This window comes from Sphingomonas chungangi, assembly GCF_013778325.1.
Classification (GTDB): Bacteria; Pseudomonadota; Alphaproteobacteria; order Sphingomonadales; family Sphingomonadaceae; genus Solisphingomonas; species Solisphingomonas chungangi.
Genome location: NZ_JACEIB010000026.1, coordinates 40,834 through 58,510, shown reverse-complemented (window position 1 = coordinate 58,510; position 17,677 = coordinate 40,834). Strand labels below are relative to the sequence as shown.

At 65.8% G+C, this 17,677-nt stretch carries 14 protein-coding genes; 5 read left to right on the top strand and 9 right to left on the bottom strand.

What is annotated here, in order from left to right:
• Positions 1–76: 76 nt before the first annotated feature.
• The 3 genes from HZF05_RS16010 (at position 77) to HZF05_RS16000 (ending at position 2,857) form a co-directional block, all read left to right on the top strand.
• Positions 77–1,357 (top strand): MFS transporter, encoded by a 1,281-nt coding sequence (locus tag HZF05_RS16010; RefSeq protein ID WP_160362808.1) that lies wholly within the window; start codon positions 77–79, stop codon positions 1,355–1,357.
• On the top strand, positions 1,354–2,274 hold the full coding sequence (gene cysK, locus HZF05_RS16005) for a cysteine synthase A (RefSeq protein ID WP_160362807.1): 921 nt from the start codon (positions 1,354–1,356) through the stop codon (positions 2,272–2,274). Before HZF05_RS16010 ends, cysK begins: the two co-directional genes overlap by 4 nt.
• Before the next feature lie 127 nt (positions 2,275–2,401).
• Positions 2,402–2,857, top strand: coding sequence for a GNAT family N-acetyltransferase (locus HZF05_RS16000; RefSeq protein ID WP_160363134.1), 456 nt, complete (start codon positions 2,402–2,404; stop codon positions 2,855–2,857).
• Here the strand turns inward: HZF05_RS16000 and HZF05_RS15995 are convergent.
• From HZF05_RS15995 to hisI, 4 genes are all read right to left on the bottom strand, one after another.
• Positions 2,854–4,092 carry an MFS transporter gene (locus HZF05_RS15995; RefSeq protein WP_160362806.1) on the bottom strand — a complete coding sequence of 413 codons (1,239 nt, stop codon included), beginning with the start codon at positions 4,090–4,092 and terminating at the stop codon, positions 2,854–2,856. The genes HZF05_RS16000 and HZF05_RS15995 overlap by 4 nt on opposite strands.
• A gap of 74 nt (positions 4,093–4,166) precedes the next feature.
• Positions 4,167–5,957: an acyl-CoA dehydrogenase C-terminal domain-containing protein gene (locus HZF05_RS15990; RefSeq protein WP_160362805.1), complete on the bottom strand. Its 1,791-nt coding sequence runs from the start codon at positions 5,955–5,957 to the stop codon at positions 4,167–4,169.
• A gap of 13 nt (positions 5,958–5,970) precedes the next feature.
• The gene (locus HZF05_RS15985; RefSeq protein ID WP_160362804.1) at positions 5,971–6,381 is read right to left on the bottom strand and encodes a MerR family transcriptional regulator; all 411 of its coding nucleotides are present in this window, start codon (positions 6,379–6,381) and stop codon (positions 5,971–5,973) included.
• Positions 6,382–6,418: 37 nt separating this feature from the next.
• Positions 6,419–6,778, bottom strand: a complete 360-nt coding sequence (gene hisI / locus HZF05_RS15980) for a phosphoribosyl-AMP cyclohydrolase (RefSeq protein WP_160362803.1) — start codon at positions 6,776–6,778, stop codon at positions 6,419–6,421.
• 98 nt (positions 6,779–6,876) lie between these two features.
• On the opposite strand from hisI, the gene purF reads away from it, so the two are divergent.
• Both purF and HZF05_RS15970 read left to right on the top strand, forming a co-directional pair.
• Positions 6,877–8,334 (top strand): amidophosphoribosyltransferase, encoded by a 1,458-nt coding sequence (purF, locus tag HZF05_RS15975; protein WP_160362802.1) that lies wholly within the window; start codon positions 6,877–6,879, stop codon positions 8,332–8,334.
• 25 nt (positions 8,335–8,359) lie between these two features.
• Positions 8,360–9,073, top strand: a complete 714-nt coding sequence (locus tag HZF05_RS15970; protein ID WP_160362801.1) for an SDR family NAD(P)-dependent oxidoreductase — start codon at positions 8,360–8,362, stop codon at positions 9,071–9,073.
• On the opposite strand, the gene HZF05_RS15965 is transcribed toward HZF05_RS15970, so the two are convergent.
• From HZF05_RS15965 to HZF05_RS15945, 5 genes are read right to left on the bottom strand one after another with little or no spacing between them, the layout of a single operon-like run.
• Complete coding sequence (locus HZF05_RS15965; protein WP_160362800.1) at positions 9,074–10,078, bottom strand: CorA family divalent cation transporter; 1,005 nt, start codon at positions 10,076–10,078, stop codon at positions 9,074–9,076.
• Between the two features lie 10 nt (positions 10,079–10,088).
• Positions 10,089–11,693, bottom strand: a complete 1,605-nt coding sequence (locus HZF05_RS15960; RefSeq protein ID WP_160362799.1) for an inorganic phosphate transporter — start codon at positions 11,691–11,693, stop codon at positions 10,089–10,091.
• A gap of 59 nt (positions 11,694–11,752) precedes the next feature.
• Complete coding sequence (locus HZF05_RS15955) at positions 11,753–13,153, bottom strand: efflux transporter outer membrane subunit (RefSeq protein ID WP_160362798.1); 1,401 nt, start codon at positions 13,151–13,153, stop codon at positions 11,753–11,755.
• Complete coding sequence (locus HZF05_RS15950) at positions 13,140–14,330, bottom strand: efflux RND transporter periplasmic adaptor subunit (protein WP_160362797.1); 1,191 nt, start codon at positions 14,328–14,330, stop codon at positions 13,140–13,142. Before HZF05_RS15950 ends, HZF05_RS15955 begins: the two co-directional genes overlap by 14 nt.
• A complete protein-coding gene (locus HZF05_RS15945; RefSeq protein WP_160362796.1) occupies positions 14,323–17,505 on the bottom strand; it encodes an efflux RND transporter permease subunit in 3,183 nt (1,060 codons plus the stop codon). Before HZF05_RS15945 ends, HZF05_RS15950 begins: the two co-directional genes overlap by 8 nt.
• Positions 17,506–17,677: the final 172 nt, after the last annotated feature.

Below are 17,677 nucleotides of genomic sequence, written 5' to 3'. Positions count from 1 at the left end.
ATAGAGTTTGATTTGCCGTCACCCAAGCGAGGCTGCGGTTGCGCGCGAGGCAGCGGGAGTCCTAAGGACGGCTTCGATGGACAAGGCCCCCCACCCCTTCACCTTTCGCGACTATCGATTCTACTGGATCGCCCGCCTTTCCTCGACGATCGCGCAGCTTTCGATGGTGATCGTGATCGGCTGGCAGGTGTACGATATCGCCCGCCGGACGATGGGGGTTCACGCTGCGGCGCTGCAGCTCGGCTGGATCGGCCTCGCCCAGTTTCTTCCGCTGCTCGCACTGACGCTGGTGACGGGGTGGACGGCCGATCGTGTGGATCGCCGCTTCATCGCTCGTTCCACCGCATTCCTCGAAATGCTTTGCGCGGCGGCGCTGTTCGCCATGGCCTGGACGGGCACGACGACGCTGCCGGCTCTCTTCACCGTCGCCGCCTTGCTGGGTGTCGCGCGAGCCTTCGCCGGGCCGGCACTGGGCGCGATTGCACCGAACCTCGTGCCCCCGGCCGTGCTGCCGACCGCGATCGCGTTCAGTTCGATCAGCTGGCAGAGCGGCTCGGTGATCGGCCCGGCGCTCGGTGGCTACCTCTATGCCGCCGCACCATGGGCGCCTTATGCAGTATCTACCGTGCTGTTCGCGGTCTGCATCTTCTGCCTGATGTTCATCCGCCCGCTGCCGCGCCGTGCGATCGGCGGATCGACCAACCCCTGGGCACAGATGATCGACGGATTGCGCTATGTCCGCAAGAACCGGCTGGTGCTGGGCGCGATCTCGCTCGATCTGTTTGCGGTGCTCCTCGGCGGCGCCACGGCCATGCTGCCTGTCTATGCCAAGGACGTGCTGCATGTCGGCGCCTCGGGCCTCGGCAACCTGCGCGCGGCTCCCTCGTTTGGCTCCGCGATCATGGCTCTGACCCTCAGCATCCGCCCGCTCAAGCGCAACGTCGGTGTGAAGATGCTGTGCGCGGTCGGGCTGTTCGGGCTGGCGACGACCGCCTTCGGCGCTTCGACATGGATGCCGCTGTCATTGGCCTGCCTTGCCATCCTCGGCGCGTCGGACATGATTTCCGTCTATGTCCGGCAGTCGCTGATCCAGCTCTGGACGCCGGACGACATGCGCGGCCGCGTCGGCGCAGTGTCTTCGCTGTTCATCTCGGGGTCGAACGAGTTGGGCGAGGCGGAAAGCGGTTTCCTCGCCGGCCTGATCGGCCCCGTCCCCGCCGTGATCGCGGGCGGCATCGGCGCGATGCTGGTGGCGGTAAGCTGGGGCTGGTGGTTCCCCGAACTGGCCCGCGCGAAGACCTTCGATCCCCCGCAAACCCTTGAAGACATCCCCCTGGAGAAGGAACCGGCAGCATGAAGGCCCAGAACATCCTGGAGACGATCGGCAACACGCCGCACGTCCGCTACGCCAAGCTGTTTCCCGATGCCGAGGTATGGATCAAGTCCGAGCGGACCAACCCTGGCGGTTCGATCAAGGATCGCATAGCGCTCGCCATGATCGAGGATGCCGAGAGGAGCGGCAAGCTCAAGCCCGGCGGCACGATCATCGAGCCGACATCGGGCAATACCGGCATCGGCCTCGCCATGGTGGCGGCGGTGAAGGGGTACAAGTTGATCCTCGTCATGCCCGAGAGCATGTCGCTGGAGCGGCGCCGGCTGATGCTGGCCTACGGCGCGAGCTTCGATCTCACCCCGCGTGAGAAGGGCATGAAGGGCGCGATCGAGCGCGCCGCCGAGCTCGCCGAGCAGACTGAGGGGGCGTGGATCCCGAGCCAGTTCGAGAATCCAGCGAACGTCGACGTCCACGTCCGTACCACGGCCGAGGAAATCCTCGCGGACTTCGCCGAGAGTCCGGTCGACGTGATCGTCACCGGTGTCGGCACCGGCGGCCATATCACTGGCGTCGCCGAGCGGCTGAAGAAGGAATGGCCCGCCCTCAAGGTGTTCGCGGTCGAGCCGACGCTGTCGCCGGTGATCTCGGGCGGCCAGCCCGGCCCGCACCCGATCCAGGGCATCGGCGCCGGCTTCGTGCCGACCAACCTCCACACCCAGCTTCTCGACGGCGTGATCCAGGTCGATCCCGCCGACGCCAAGGAGGCAGCGCGCCAGTCCGCCACCAAGGAGGGCGTGCTGGTCGGCATCTCGTCGGGCGCGACGCTGGCGGCGATCCGGCAGAAGCTGGCGGAGCTGGGCAACGGCGTGAAGGTGCTCGGCTTCAACTACGACACCGGCGAGCGCTATCTCTCGGTGCCGGATTTCCTGCCGGAAGCGTGACGATCGGCTTCAACCAGAACCGTTCGCACTGAGCCTTGTCGAAGTCCTGTCCTTCGCTTTCTACGACGGATTAAGAAAGGACAGGGCTTCGACAAGCTCAGCCCGAACGGAGAGAATGGCATCGCTCATGTTCGTCATCTGCGAAGACGATCTTACCGGCGAGCAGACGCGCGCCCTGCTGGCGCTGCATCTTTCGGGAATGCACGCCAACTCGCCGGCGGGGAACGTGTTCGCGCTCGATCTTTCCGGGCTGACCATGCCGGAGGTGACGGTATGGGGCGTGTGGGACGGCGAGACGCTCGTCGGTATCGGGGCGCTCAAGACGCTCGGGGATGGCGGCGAACTGAAATCCATGCGCACCCACCCCGATCACCTTCGCCGGGGGGTGGCCGCTGCCTTGCTCGACCATATCGTCGCCGAATCCCGGCGGCGCGGGTTTGCCCGTCTCAGCCTCGAAACCGGCAGTGGCGCGGCCTTCGATCCCGCTCTCGCTCTCTATCGCCGGCGCGGCTTCGTCGACGGCGATGCGTTCGGCGATTATGTCAAGACCGGCTTCAACCAGTTCCTGCATCTCGCGCTCTAGGCAGCCGCCAGCGCCTCGGCCGCCCGGGGTCGCCACAGCCATGCCATCGCGCCATAGATCAGCGCCGCCGTCACGCCCATCATCGCCTCGGTGGCCATCATGCCCGCCGCGCCCGCGCGCTCGCCGACGAAACCCAGCGTGAAAGTCATCGCCACCACCGGGACGTTGGACAGGCTACCCAGCAGTGCGCCGATCGTCCCGCTCGCCCGCTCGCGCAGCCCGGCATAGACGACGGCGGACACTGTCGCGTAGGACACGCCCACCAGCACGTTGTTGAGCAGCGTGAACAGGACGAAGGCCAGTGGCGTTCGCGGCCCCAGCGCCATCATGATCTCCCCCAGGGCGCAAGCCACGGAGGAAGCAGCCAGCATCATCTGCGGCGGCCGCCGGTGGCACAGCGCGCCACCCAGCAGGCAGCCGGGCACCGAGGCGAGGCCGGCCAGCACGCCCGTGGTCGATGCCGTGAGATCGGCGGACGCATGCCAGTCGCCCGATATCGAAGGCAGCAGCCCCAGGAACGCGCCTAGCCCCATCGGCAACGTCACCGACAGGATGGTCAGCATGCCGCGCCGGCTCGATGCCAGTGCGACGACCTCGTCCGCCAGCCCCCGCGCCACCACCGGCAGAGGCTTGGCCGAACAGGCACGCGGGGTGCGGATCAGCAGCATCGGCCACGCGCATAGTACGCACCATCCCGCGATCACCAGCGCGGAGACGGACGTCCCGACATGGGTGGCGGTCCACAAGCCGATCCCGCCACCGATGCCCACGCCGGCGAGGTTGCCGCCAGAAGTCCAGCCGGCGATGCGCCCACGCTCATGCGGTGCGGTCGTGGCGGCGATGCCGGCGGTCTGCGCGACGATGCAGATGTTGGAGAATATCCCCATCGCCAGAGCCAACAGGCCGAGCAGCGCGGTGTCGGCGGATTGCAGCGGCAGGAAGCCGAGCAGCCCCGTGCAGGCCGCCGCCGCGAGGGCGCTCAGCATGAACCAGATGCGGGGGGTGAGGCTGAGATCGAGCACCGGCCCGAACACCACCCGCCAGGTCTCGGGAAGCAGCCTCAACCCGACGAGCCCGGCGATCGCGACACTGGTGAAGCCGCGCTGCGCCAAGACGAAGCCCAACGTCACCGTCACGAAGCCCTGGGTCGATCCCGCGAGCGAACCCGTGAAGAGATAGAGCGGCGGCGCGATCGGCCGCCGTTCGATTTCGTGCGCGTCTGCATCTGCCCGCATGGCGCCCCCCGGCGTCGCCCCGATGCCTTCAGGCTATCAGGCCGACGTCGGTGTGCAACGCAACAAATTTGACGTCAGAACGACTCGACAGGTAGCGCCATGATCGACTCCGCGCCGCCCTCCAGCTTGCGGCGGAGCGCACCGGCGTCGGGCAGGATGCGCTCGGCATAGAAGCGGGCGGTGATCAGCTTGGCCTCGAGGAACGCCTTGTCGCCCTCGCCCGCATCCAGCTGCGCCTGCGCGGCGCGGGCCATCTTCAGCCACATCCAGCCGATCGCGACGACGCCCATCATCGTCATCAGCGGATAGGCGGCGGCACCGGCATTGTTCGGGTCCTTCATGCCGTTCTGCATCAGCCACATCGCGCCCGCCTGCAGCTGGCCGACCGCCTTTTCCAGATGTCCGGCGAGTTCCGCCTGCGGGCCGTCCTTCGCCTTGGCTATATCGGCGGAGATTAGCCCAAACAGCGCCATCGCCGCTTTGCCGCCGTGGCGCGGCAGCTTGCGGCCGACGAGGTCCATCGCCTGCACGCCGTTGGTGCCCTCGTAGATCATCGCGATGCGGGCATCGCGGACGTACTGTTCCATCCCGTATTCGCGAATGTAGCCGTGCCCACCGAACACCTGCTGCGCATTGGTGGCGATCTGATAGCCGAGATCGGTCAGGTGACCCTTGATCACCGGCGTTACCAAACCGAGCAGTTCGTCGGCGGCGGTGCGGTCGTCCTCGCTCGCGGCATGGTGCGTCAGGTCGTTCTGGAGCGCTCCCCATAGCACCAGCGCCCGCGCGCCCTCCAGATTGGCCTTGGCCTCCATCAGCATCCGGCGCACGTCCGGGTGCACGAACAGCGTGTCGGCGGGCTTGTCGGGCTCGGCCGGGCCGGTCAGCGCGCGGCCCTGGCGCCGATCCTTCGCGTAGGCGACGGCGTTCTGATAGGCGGTCTCGGCGATGCCGAGGCCCTGCAGGCCGACGCCGAGCCGTGCGGCGTTCATCATGATGAACATCGCGGCGAGGCCCTTATTCTCCTCGCCGAGCAGCCAGCCGGTCGCGCCGTCATAGTTCATGACGCAGGTCGAGTTGCCGTGGATGCCCATCTTCTCCTCGATGGACCCGCACGCGACGCCGTTGCGCGTGCCCGGATTGCCGTCGGCATCGGGCACGAACTTGGGCACGATGAAGAGCGAGATGCCCTTCGACCCTTCCGGCGCGCCGGGCAGCTTGGCCAGCACGAGGTGAACGATGTTCCCGGCAAGATCATGCTCGCCGGCCGAGATGAAGATCTTGGTGCCGGTGATCGCGAAGGTGCCGTCGGCTTTCGGCTCGGCCTTGGTCTTGATCAGGCCGAGATCGGTGCCGCAATGCGGCTCGGTGAGGTTCATCGTGCCGGTCCACTCGCCGGTCACCATCTTCGGCAGATAGAGCGCCTTCTGCTCATCCGAGCCGACTGCATGCAGCGCCGCCATCGCGCCCTGGCTGAGGCCGGGATACATGGCGAAGGCGACACCCGACGAGATCAGATATTCCTCGAAGGCGGTCGCGACGACGTGCGGCAGGCCCTGCCCACCGAATTGCTCCGGCGCGGCGAGTCCGATCCAGCCGCCCTCGGCCAGTTGCTTGTAGGCATCCTTGAAGCCTTTCGGCGTCGTCACCGAAGAATCGTCATGGCGCGTACATCCCTCGGCATCGCCCGGCTGGTTGAGCGGGAAGATCACGTCGGCGCACAGGCGGCCACCCTGATCTAGAATCGCCTCCACCATGTCCGGCGTGGCGGACTGGAAGCCCGGCAGGTTCGAGAACCGATCGAGCTTCAGCACCTGATCGAGCACGAAGCGGGTATCCGCCATCGGCGGGGTATAGGTCGGCATCCTCGGTTACTCCTTACTGGCCGTCGGCGGTTCGGACCGTCTCGACGAAATGGGTGAGCTCGGCGATGGCCGAATCGATGTCGGCACGCTGGCGCTTGAGGTTCTCGATATGCGCGTCGCACTTGGCGACGGTGACGCGGCGCTGCTCGTGGCGATCGTCCCCGACATCGTAGAGGTCGATCATCTCGCGGATGTCGGAGAGGCTGAAGCCGACGCGCTTGCCGCGCAGGATCCAGGCGAGCCGCGCGCGATCCCGCTTGGAATAGATGCGGGCAAGGCCGATCCGCTCGGGCGCGATCAGCCCTTCATCCTCGTAGAAGCGCAGCGCCCGCGGCGTCACGCCGAATTCCTCGGCAAGATCGGTAATGGTGTATGTGTCCCGATTGTGGAGATCGGGCGTGTCGATAGTGGCCGGGCCGTTCATGCCGGGAGAATTAGTTGACGTTTACGTTAAGGTCAAGTCAGGTGCGCGCGAGCCTGCCGCCCTCTAACCGCCGGTAGAAGCAACTCGGTTCGCCCGTATGGCACGCCGGCCCGGCCGGATCGACGATCAGCCAGAGCGCATCCTGATCGCAATCGATCCGCATCTCGCGGACCGTCAGGACATGGCCGGACGATTCGCCCTTCTTCCACAGCCGATTGCGCGAACGGGAAAAGAACCAGGCCTCGCCCGTCGCCATCGTCTTCGCCAGCGCTTCGGCATTCATGTGCGCCAGCATCAGCAATTCGCCCGTCCCGGCGTGGCTCGCCACTGCCGTGATCAGGCCGTTCGCGTCGTACTTCGGATCGAGGGCGGTGCCCTGCTCGCGGTCTTCCACCATAGTCTTCCGGTAACTTTGTTACAGAGGGGCGACAAGCGCGGAGTCATCCCCTATATGCGCGCCCAACCCCTGCACCCGCGAATGGAATCGCCCTGACGATGCTCACGACTCATCCCTTCGATGACGACAAGCTGCGCGAGGAGTGCGGCGTCTTCGGCATATACGGTGCCGATACCGCCGCCGCCATGGTCGCGCTCGGCCTGCACGCGCTCCAGCATCGCGGGCAGGAAGCGGCCGGCATCTCGGCGTGGGATGGTCATAGCTTCCATACCCACCGCGCGATGGGCCATGTCGCCGGCAATTTCGACCGCGATGACATCATCCGTGCGCTGCCGGGCAAGATGGCGGCGGGCCACGTCCGCTATGCCACCACAGGCGACACCGCACTGCGCAACGTCCAGCCGCTCTACGCCGATCTCGCCTCGGGTGGCTTTGCGGTGGCGCATAACGGCAACATCTCCAACGCGATGAAGCTGAAGCGCGATCTCGTGCGGCGCGGTTCCATCTTCCAGTCGACCAGCGACACCGAGGTGATCATCCACCTCGTCGCGACCTCCAGCTACCGCACCCTGCTCGATCGCTTCATCGATGCGCTGAAGCAGATCGAGGGCGCCTACAGCCTCGTCTGCCTGACGCCGGAGGGCATGATCGCCTGCCGCGATCCGCTCGGCATCCGCCCGCTGGTGATGGGCCGTGTCGGCGACGCCTATGTCTTCGCCTCCGAGACGGTGGCGCTCGACATGGTCGGCGCGACCTTCCTGCGCTCGGTCGAGCCCGGCGAGATCGTGATCGTCAGCGACAAGGGCGTGCGATCGCACCGCCCCTTCGCGCCGATCTCGCCCCGCCCCTGCATCTTCGAGCATGTCTATTTCTCGCGCCCCGATTCAATCGTGGACGGCACCAGCGTCTATTCGGTGCGCAAGCAGATCGGCGTCGAGCTCGCCCGCGAAAATCCGATCGACGCCGACTATGTGATCCCCGTCCCCGATTCGGGCACGCCGGCGGCGATCGGCTATGCCCAGCATTCGGGCATCCCGTTCGAGCTCGGCATCATCCGCTCGCATTATGTCGGACGCACCTTCATCCAGCCGGGCGACGGCATCCGCCACCTTGGCGTCAAGCTGAAGCACAATGCCAATCGCGCGCTGATCGACGGCAAGAAGATCATCCTGATCGACGATTCGATCGTGCGCGGCACCACCTCGCTCAAGATCGTGCAGATGATGCGCGATGCGGGCGCCAAGGAGGTGCACATGCGCATCGCCTCGCCGCCGACCCGCCACTCCTGCTTCTACGGCGTCGACACGCCCGAGCGCGCCAAGCTGCTGGCGGCGCAGATGTCGGTCGCCGAGATGGCTGACTACATCAAGGTCGACAGCCTCGCCTTCCTCTCGATCGACGGCCTCTACCGCGCGCTCGGCGAGGAAGCGCGCGACGAGGGCAAGCCGCAATATTGCGACGCCTGCTTCACCGGCGACTATCCCACCCACCTGACCGACCAGGAGGATGTGGCGCCAGCCGACCAGCTTTCCCTGCTGGGTGAACGGGCGGCCTGACTTCTCTTCACAGGATGTGCGAAGAATGACCGACAAGCCGCTCGCCGGAAAACTCGCGCTCGTCACTGGCGCTTCGCGCGGAATCGGCGCTGCGACCGCCGAGGCCTTGGCCGCGGGGGGCGCGCACGTCGTGATCACCGCGCGCACATCGGGCGGGCTGGAGGAGCTCGAAGAACGCATCCACGCCGCCGGAGGCTCCGCCACGATCGCGCCGATGGATTTGACCGAGAGCGACTCGATCGCCCGCCTCGCCAACGCTATAAGCGGGCGCTGGGACGCACTCGACATCCTTGTGATGAATGCGGCGATGTTGGGCGAGCTGGCCCCTGTGCCGTCGATCGACGGCAAGCAGTTCAACAAGCTTCTGACCCTCAATGTGTTGGCCAATCAGGCGCTTCTGGCGAATTTCGATCAGTTGCTGCGAAAGAGTCCGCACGGTCGGGTGATCGCCCTCACCTCCACGGTCGCGGCGCACCCGCGTGCCTATTGGGGCGCTTATGGGGCGACCAAGGCGGCGCTGGAAAATCTCGTGCTCGCTTATGGCGACGAGGTAGCTAACATCTCCCCGATCCGCGTCGCGATCGTGAATCCGGGTGCCACAGCGACATCCATGCGCCGGGACGCCTATCCCGGCGAGGATCAGGCTACGATCCAGCAACCGGCGGACGCTGGCGCCAAGATCGCGGCGCTGGTGCTGGACGACTTCCCGACCGGTCATCGGGCGAAGCTGACGGACTGATCAGGAGCGCTTCACCAGCCCCATCGCACGCAGCAGCAGCCAGCTGAGCACGCCCGAGAACAGCGCCACCGCCGTCGCCATGATCGTGCCATGCTCGCCCTGCGCGAAGGGGAGCCCGCCGGTATTCATCCCGAAGAAGCCCGTGACCAAGGTCGCCGGCATCATCAGCGCCGTCAGGATCGAGAGCAGATAGACATTGTCGTTGGTGCGCTGCGCCGCCTGCAGATCAAGCTCGTCGCGAAGCAGCTTCAACTGATTCTGCGCTGCGATGATGTCCTGTTCCAGCGCAGACAGGCGAGGCTGAAACTGGCGCGCGACCGGCGCCAGCAATGGCGGCAGATCCTCAGCATTGCCCATGCGCTGGAGGGTCACGCGGAAACCACCAGTGATCCGATGGAGCTGCGCGGCGCGCCTGCGGGCGGCGATCAGGTCCCGCGTGTCCGGCGCGATGTCCTCGGCGAGCAGCTGCTCTTCGGCATCAAGTAGTTCGGTCGAAAGGTCGAGAGCCAGCGTGGCGAGATTGTCCGCCAGCACGTCGAGCAGCAGCGTCAGCGCTTCGGTTGCATCCTCGGGATTGTGGCCGCCCTCCAGCCGCTCACGGAAGATGTCGGCGCTGTGCAGCGGCTTGTAGCGGCCGGTGATGATCATGCCAGGCTGGAGCGCAACGTGAAGCCCCGCGATCCGCGCAAAGGTGGCGGTGTCCAGCCCCCGCTCGAAATCATGCAGGACCAGCCCCGCCGTATCGCCCTCGATCGCGAAGCGCTGGTGGCTATCCCGCTTCATCATCAGCGCGTGGATGGTTGGCGGCAGCGCCGCCTCGTCCTCCAGCCAGCGCAGGCTGCGCACATCGGAGAGGTTGAGATGAACCCAACGAAAGGGGGCGTCGGAGGGTGGAACGGAGGCGTGGACCTTGCACTCCCCCGTTTCCGTCCGATGGTAACACCAGACGAGGCCGGGCTGCCGGACAGTCTCCTGCAGCTCGGCCCCGCGATCCTTATACCCCAAGGCCTGTCCTTCAGAACACCTGCGACAGGATGAAGTATAGCGTACCGGACAGCAGCATGGCGACAGGCAAGGTGACGACCCACGCCGCGACCATGTTGCGGAGCGTCGACATCTGCAGCCCCGATCCATTGGCCGCCATCGTGCCCGCCACGCCGGACGAGAGGACGTGGGTGGTCGAAACCGGCAGGCCGAAATTATCGGCCATGGCGATCGTCGCCATCGCGACCAGTTCGGCCGACGCGCCTTGTGCGTAGGTGAGGTGAGTCTTGCCGATCTTCTCGCCGACCGTGACGACGATCCGCTTCCAGCCGACCATGGTGCCGAGGCCGAGTGCGAAGGCCACCGCGATCTTCACCCAGGTCGGGATGAAGCGCGTCGCCTTGTCGAGCGAACCCTTATAGTCCTTCAGCGCCTTGGCGTCATCGCCCTTGAAGGGGCTGCTGTCGCCGTCGGTTAGGTGCTTGATCGCCTCGGAGGCGAGATACATGTCGTTGCGGACGTTCTTCGACGCCGCCGCCGGCACCTGCTTTAGCGAACCGTATTCGGCGATCTGGCGATCGATGTCGCCGGCCAGCACGCCGAGCGCCGGAATGGTCTGCGGGGTGGATGTCTTGTTCTCGAGATAGTGCGTCACTTCACCGCGCACGTCCTGCGGCGCAGCGACTCCATTGGAATGTGCCGTCAGCACCTGCTCCACCTTTGCGGTGCCGGTGTGGAACTGCTGCTCATACTGCGCGGGAACGGCGCGGTTCAGCGCATAAGCGGTGGGCACCGTGCCGATGAGGATGAGCATGATCAGGCCCATGCCCTTCTGACCATCGTTCGATCCGTGCGCGAAGCTGACGCCGGTGCAGGTGAAGATCAGCAGGGCGCGGATCCACCAGGGCGGCGGCAGGCCGTCCTTCGGCTCCTCGTAAAGCTTCTTGCTCTTTACCAGCACCTTCATGCCGAGGAAGACGATCGCGGAGAGGATGAAGCCGATGATCGGTGAGAAAAGCAGCGCCTTTCCGATGTTGGTCGCCTGCGTCCAGTCCACGCCCGACGTACCCGAGCGGCCATGCAGCAGCGCATTGCAGACGCCGACGCCGATGATCGATCCGATCAGCGTGTGCGAGGAGGAGTTGGGGATACCCCACCACCAGGTCGCGAGGTTCCAGATGATCGCCGCGATCAGCAGCGAGAACACCATCGCGAAGCCGGCGTCCGATCCTACCTGCAGGATCAGCTCGACCGGCAGCAGCGAGACGATGCCGAACGCCACCGCGCCGGTGGAGAGCAGCACGCCCAGGAAGTTGAAGAAACCGGACCAGACGACCGCGATGTTGGCGGGCATCGAGTTGGTGTAGATCACCGTGGCGACGGCATTGGCGGTATCGTGAAAGCCGTTCACGAACTCGAAGCCGAGCGCGATCAGCAGGGCGATGAAGAGCAATACGAAAGGCAGCAGGGCATAAGCGTGGACGCCCGCTTGTGCAGAATCGTTATAGACCGAATAGGCCACGAACAGGATCGCCGCGAGCACCGCCGCGCCGAAGCCGATCGCGCCGGCCAAGCCGAGCCCCTTGTCCAGATCTGGGCGCACCCCGCCCCCGATATCACCCGCAACCGTCGCCATGACGTCGTCTCCCGCTGTCGATGCGAGGTTAACGGTGCCATGTGACAGTTATGGGTCCGTCAGCGGGCGACGCCTCCCAACGCGCGGACGGTATCCACGGCGGTGGTCAGCTGCTGCGTGTGGAGATCGAGCAGCGAGCGTTCCGCGTCGAGCGCGGCTGTCTGCGCGGTCACGACCTCGAGATAGTCGGACGCACCGTCGCGATAACGGGTGAGTGCGAGATCGCGGGTCGTTTCGCTCGCCTGCACGGCATCCCGTTGGTTCTTCTCCTGCGCCACCAGATCGCGGCCCGAGGCGAGATCGTCCTCCACTTCCTTGAAGGCGGTCAGCACGGTCTGCTTGTAGGTGGCCGAGGCTTCGTTGAACTCGGCGCGCGAGACACGAACCTGTGCCGCGCGCTTGCCGCCGTCGAAGACGGTCAGCGCCAGGCTCGCCGGGCCGAGCGCCCAGAAACTGCTGGCGGTGCTGAGCAGGTTCGGCCCCGTTGTCTCGAAACCGCCCGCGCCGCCCAGCGAGATCGCCGGGAAGAAAGCGGCCCGCGCCACGCCGATGCGCGCGTTGGCCGCATAGACGCGGCGTTCCGCCGCATCGATGTCCGGCCGGCGCTGCAGCAGGGTCGAAGGTGTGCCGGTAGGAAAGGCTGGCGGCGCGGACTGGCGCGCGTCGGCGGGCAGCGAAAAGATCGAAGGCGATTCGCCGACGAGCACCGCGATCGCATGCTCGTAGGCGGCGCGCTGCGACGGAAGGCTCGCCAGCTCGGCCTTGGCAGAGGCCAGCTGAGCGCGGGCGCGACTGGTGTCGAGACCAGAAGCGATGCCGCCCGAATGGCGCACGTCGGTCAATTCGTAGGCACGCTGATAGGCGTCGACCGTCTGACGCAGCAGCCCTTCGCGCGCATCGAGCCCGCGCATCTGGAAATAGGCAGTGGCGAGGCTCGTTTGGAGGCCGAGCCGCACGCCAGCGAGATCGGCAGCGCTCGCCTGCGCCTCGCCCTTGTTTGCCTTCACCTGGTTACGGATGCGGCCGAAGAGGTCGAGTTCCCAGGAGAAGGAGGCGCCGGCGGTATAGTCGTTGTAGGTGGAGGAAACGCCCTTGGACGTCGGAGCATGGGCCGAGGTGCGGTCCCGCTCCGCGCTGCCTCCGACGCCGATCGTCGGATACAGGTCCGCACGCGCCTCGTGCAGCTGGCCCACCGCTTCGTCATACCGGGCGACGGCGATGGCGAGCGAGGGGCTCCCCTTCTCGATGCGTCCTTCGAGATCGGTCAGAACCGGATCGTCGAACGCTCCCCACCAGGCGGCGGGCGGCGCGTCGGCGGCGGGCGACGCGACCGTCCACCCGTTCGGCACTTCCTTGTAGGTGGTGGCTGCCGCCACCTCCGGGCGATGATAATCGGGCGCCAGCGAGCAACCGGAAAGGGCAAGCAGCGCGGCGGCGACCGCCGGCTTACTGCTTCGCATCGGCGGCACCCTGCTTCGGCTGCGCGATCTTCACCGGATCGCCATTCTCCATCGAATCCGGCGGGCTGTCGATCAGCCTGTCGCGTTGGGTCAAGCCGGATGTCACCTCCAGCGTATCGCCCATGTCGCGGCCGATCTTGATCTGATGGAGCATCGCCTTGTTGCCCGGCCCGACCGTCGCGACCAGCGTGCCGTCGCTGCGATAGAGGATGGCGCTGGCCGGCACGACGACCGAGCCGGACGTGCCGGTGATGGGGAATTTCACCTGCGCATATGCGCCCGGCTTCAGTGCCCCATCGCCATTGGCGGCCTGCAGCTCGACGAGAACCGTGCCGGACTGTTGGTCCACCGCGTCGGCGGTACGGGTCATGACGGCATCGAAGGTGCGGCCGGGATATTCGGGCAGCGACAGCTGGGCGTGGAGGCCGGGCTTGAGCTCCGCCGAATAGGCCTGGGGCACGCGAACGTAGATCCGCATCTTGCTGACGTCCGACACCGTGAACAGCGGCTGGGCGGTGCCGGCGCCCGCCGATACGAGCTGGCCGATCTGGGTGGAGCGGCTGGTCACCACGCCGGCAAAAGGCGCTACGATCCTCGAAAAGCCTTGCAGCGCGACGAGGCGGCTGACATTCGCCGCGGCGGCATTGGTGACGGCGCGCTTCGCCGCGAAATCTCCGGTCTTCTCGTCCGATTCCTGCTTGGAGACGGCATCCTGCTTAAGCAGGGTCGTCCAGCGCGTTGCCGTCGTCGAGGCCAGCGCCTCGTTGGCCTTGGCGGTCTGGAGATCGGCGCGCGCCGCGGCGAGCTGCTGGTCGACGTCCGGAATGTCGATCACGGCCATCACCTGCCCGGTCTTCACAGGCGATCCGATGTCGACGAACCACTTGCTCACATAGCCGTTGGTCCGAGCATAGAGCGGCGCCGAATTGTAGGCCTGCACATTGCCCGGCAGCACCAGCGAATTGCCGCTGTCCATCGGCTTGGGCGCGATCACCGATACGTTCGGCGTCGCCTGGTCCTGCGTCCAGTCCTTGAGCTGGCTGTCGGAGCGGTGGCGCGAGAAAAGACCCCACGCGACTACCAGCAGCGCCACGATCACGGCGATGATGCCGATCTTTTTCAGCGTGCCGTTGTCCACGGACGGCGCCTCCCCATCCTGGGTGGTGACGTCATGCATGGGCTTCCTCCAGGCGGTCGGCAACGTCATGGTCTACTCGGCCCTTGCGGTGAGCGACGCTGAACACGACGGGCACGAACATCAAAGTTGCGAAAGTGGCTACCAGAAGCCCGCCGATCACGGCACGGCCGAGCGGGGCGTTCTGCTCGCCGCCCTCACCCAGACCGAGCGCCATCGGCAGCATGCCGATGATCATGGCGAGCGCGGTCATCATGACGGGGCGGAAGCGGGTCATGCCGGCCTCCAGCGCCGCCTTGGTCGAGTCTCCCAGCTCTTCCAGCTTCTCGCGGGCGAAGCTGACGACCAGGATCGAGTTGGCGGTCGCCACGCCCATGCACATGATCGCGCCGATGAGGGCCGGCACCGAGAGCTGCGTGCCGGTGACGAACAGCATCCAGATGATGCCGGCGATGGCGCCCGGCAGCGCGGTGATGATCACGAACGGATCGAGCCAGCTCTGGAAGTTCACCACGATCAGCAGGTAGATCAGCACGATGGCACCGAGCAGGCCGAAGAACAGCCCGTTGAAGGCCGTGTTCATCGTGGCATATTGGCCCTTCAACGTGACGGTCACGCCCTTGGGCGCCTTCACGTCCTTCAGCACCTTGTTGATGTCGCCTGCGACGGCGCCGAGGTCGCGCCCGGCGGGAGTCGCGTAGATGTCGATCGCCGGCTGGATATTGTAGTGGGTGATGACGGTGCTGCTCGTGCCGCGCTGGATGTTGGCGACACCGCCCAGGATCTGCGAGGCGGTGCCGGCCGCGCCCGTCACCGGAATGTTGGTCAGTTCGTTGAGCGAGCGGATACGATATTCCGGCGCCTGCGCGACCACGCTGTACTGCACGCCATTCTCGGGGTTCACGAAATAGACCGGCGCGGTCTGCGATGTACCGGCGAGCGCGCTGGCGACCGATGTCGTGACGTCTTTCTCGGTCAGGCCGTACTGTCCGATACGCGAGCGATCGGCGATCACCTTCAGGGTCGGATAGGTCGACGATTGCTGGATGCGCCCGTCCGCCGCGCCTGGAATACCCTTCAGGCGCTTCAGGATCTGCTGCGCATAAGCCATGTTGGCGTCGGTATTCTTGCCGGTGATCTGGATGTCGATCGGGGCCGGTGCGCCGAAGTTCAGAATCTGGCTGGTGATGTCGGCCGGAAGGAAGGCGAAGGTCGATCCCGGGAACGCGCGCGGCAGCTGCTCGCGCATCGCCTTGATGTAGTCGGCGGTCGGGCGGTGATCCTTGGAGAGCGTGATCAGGATGTCGCCGTCCTGCGGGCCGACCGTACCGGAATTGTTGTAGGTCGTGTTGATGCCCGAAACTGGCAGGCCGATATTGTCGACCACCGTGACCAGTTCGTCCGGCGGGATGATCTGCTTGATCTTGCCGGTGATGCGCGTGAACTCGGCCGACGTGTCCTCGATGCGCGAGCCGACCGGCGCGCGGACGTGGAGCGTAATCTGACCGGCATCTATGGTTGGAAAGAAGTTGCGGCCGAGGAAGGGCACCAACAGGAAGGACAGCGCGACCACGGCGAGGAAACCGATCGCGAACGGCTTGCGCGCGCCGAGCGCTTTCTCGAGCAGGCCGCCATAGCCGGCGCGGACCCGCTCGAACCGCGCCTCGAAGCCGCGCTGGAAATTGACCAGCGGGTTGCTGCTGCGGGGCTTCACATGCCCCTCCTCGTGCTGGTCGTGCTTCTTCAGCAGGTACATCGCCATCGTCGGAACCAGCGTGCGGGACAGGATGAACGACCCGATCATCGCGAACACCACGGCAAGCGCCAGCGGCACGAACAGGAAGCCCGCCACGCCCGGCAGGAAGAACATCGGCACGAACACGACGCAGATGCAGAGCAAAGAGACGAAGGCCGGCGTCACGATCTGCGCCGCGCCGTCGAGGATCGCCTGGACGACGCCCTTCCTCTGCTCGAGATGGTAAGTGATGCTCTCGATCGTCACCGTCGCGTCGTCGACGAGGATGCCGACAGCGAGGCTGAGACCGCCCAGCGTCATGGTGTTCAGCGTGTTCCCGGTCACGCCCAGGAAGATGATGGCAAAGAGGATGGCGAGCGGGATCGAGATCGCGATGATCACGGTCGATCGCCACGATCCCAGGAACAGCAGGATCATGATCGAGGTGAGCGCGGCGGCGATCGCGCCTTCCTTGATCACGCCGGAGATCGCGGCGCGCACGAAGATCGATTGGTCGCCAATCGGCAGAACCTTGAGCTGCGGCGGCAGCGTCGCAGTGATGCCGGGGATCTTGTCTTTCACGCCCTGCACGATCGATAGCGTCGAGGTCGCGCCGTTCTTCAGCACGGTGAGCAGGACGGAGCGCGTGCCATCGACGTGCACCACGTTCTGCTGCGGCGCGAAACCGTCGCGGACATGCGCGACGTCGCGCATGTAGATGGTCGCGCCGTTGACCGTCTTCACCGGCAGGTCGTTGAAGGCGTCGATCGAGTCCGGCGAGTTGTTGAGCGCGATATTGTACTGGAACTCGCCGATCTTGGCGAAGCCGACCGGGTTGATCTGCTGCTGCGCGGCGATCGCGTTGCCGACATCCTGCGCGGACAGGCCCTTGGACTGCAGCGCCTGCGGATCGAGATCGATCTGCACCTGACGCTGCTTGCCGCCCGAAGGATAAGGCATTGCGGCGCCGGGGATCGTCACCAGCGGCGGGCGGATCTGGTTCTGGCCGAGATCGAACAGCGTCTTTTCGGACAGCCCCTGCCCCGAAATGGCGAGCTGCAGGATCGGCACCGTGGACGCATTGTAGTTCAGGATCAGCGGCGGCGTGATGCCCGGCGGCATCTGTTTCAGCACCGTTTGCGAGATCGACGTCACCTGCGCGGTCGCGGTCTGGATGTTGGCGCCAGGCTGGAAGAAGATCTTCACCACGCCGATGCCGTTCATCGAGTTGCTCTCGATATGCTCGATATCGTTGACGGTTGTGGTCAGCACGCGCTCGAACGGCGTGATGATGCGGCCCGACATGTCGTCCGGCGAGAGACCGGTATATTGCCAGGCGGTCGCGATCACCGGCACGCCGATGTTCGGAAAGATGTCGACCGGGGTACGGGCCGCCTGCAGGACACCGACGATGGCGATAAGGATCGCCATCACGATGAAGGTCAACGGTCTGGCAAGGGCGATCCGGACGATCCCGTTCATCGTGCTTCGCTACTCCGGGAGGCGACCGGACGGCCACCGAAAGACAGGTGCCGAACCCTACGCCCGCACCGCCGAGGGGGGATAGCGGGGGCGCAAGGTCCGGACGCCACGCCCATTGCCCCCGCTGTCATCGCTAGTCCAGTATGGATTTGCAACGGATCAAGACGTATAA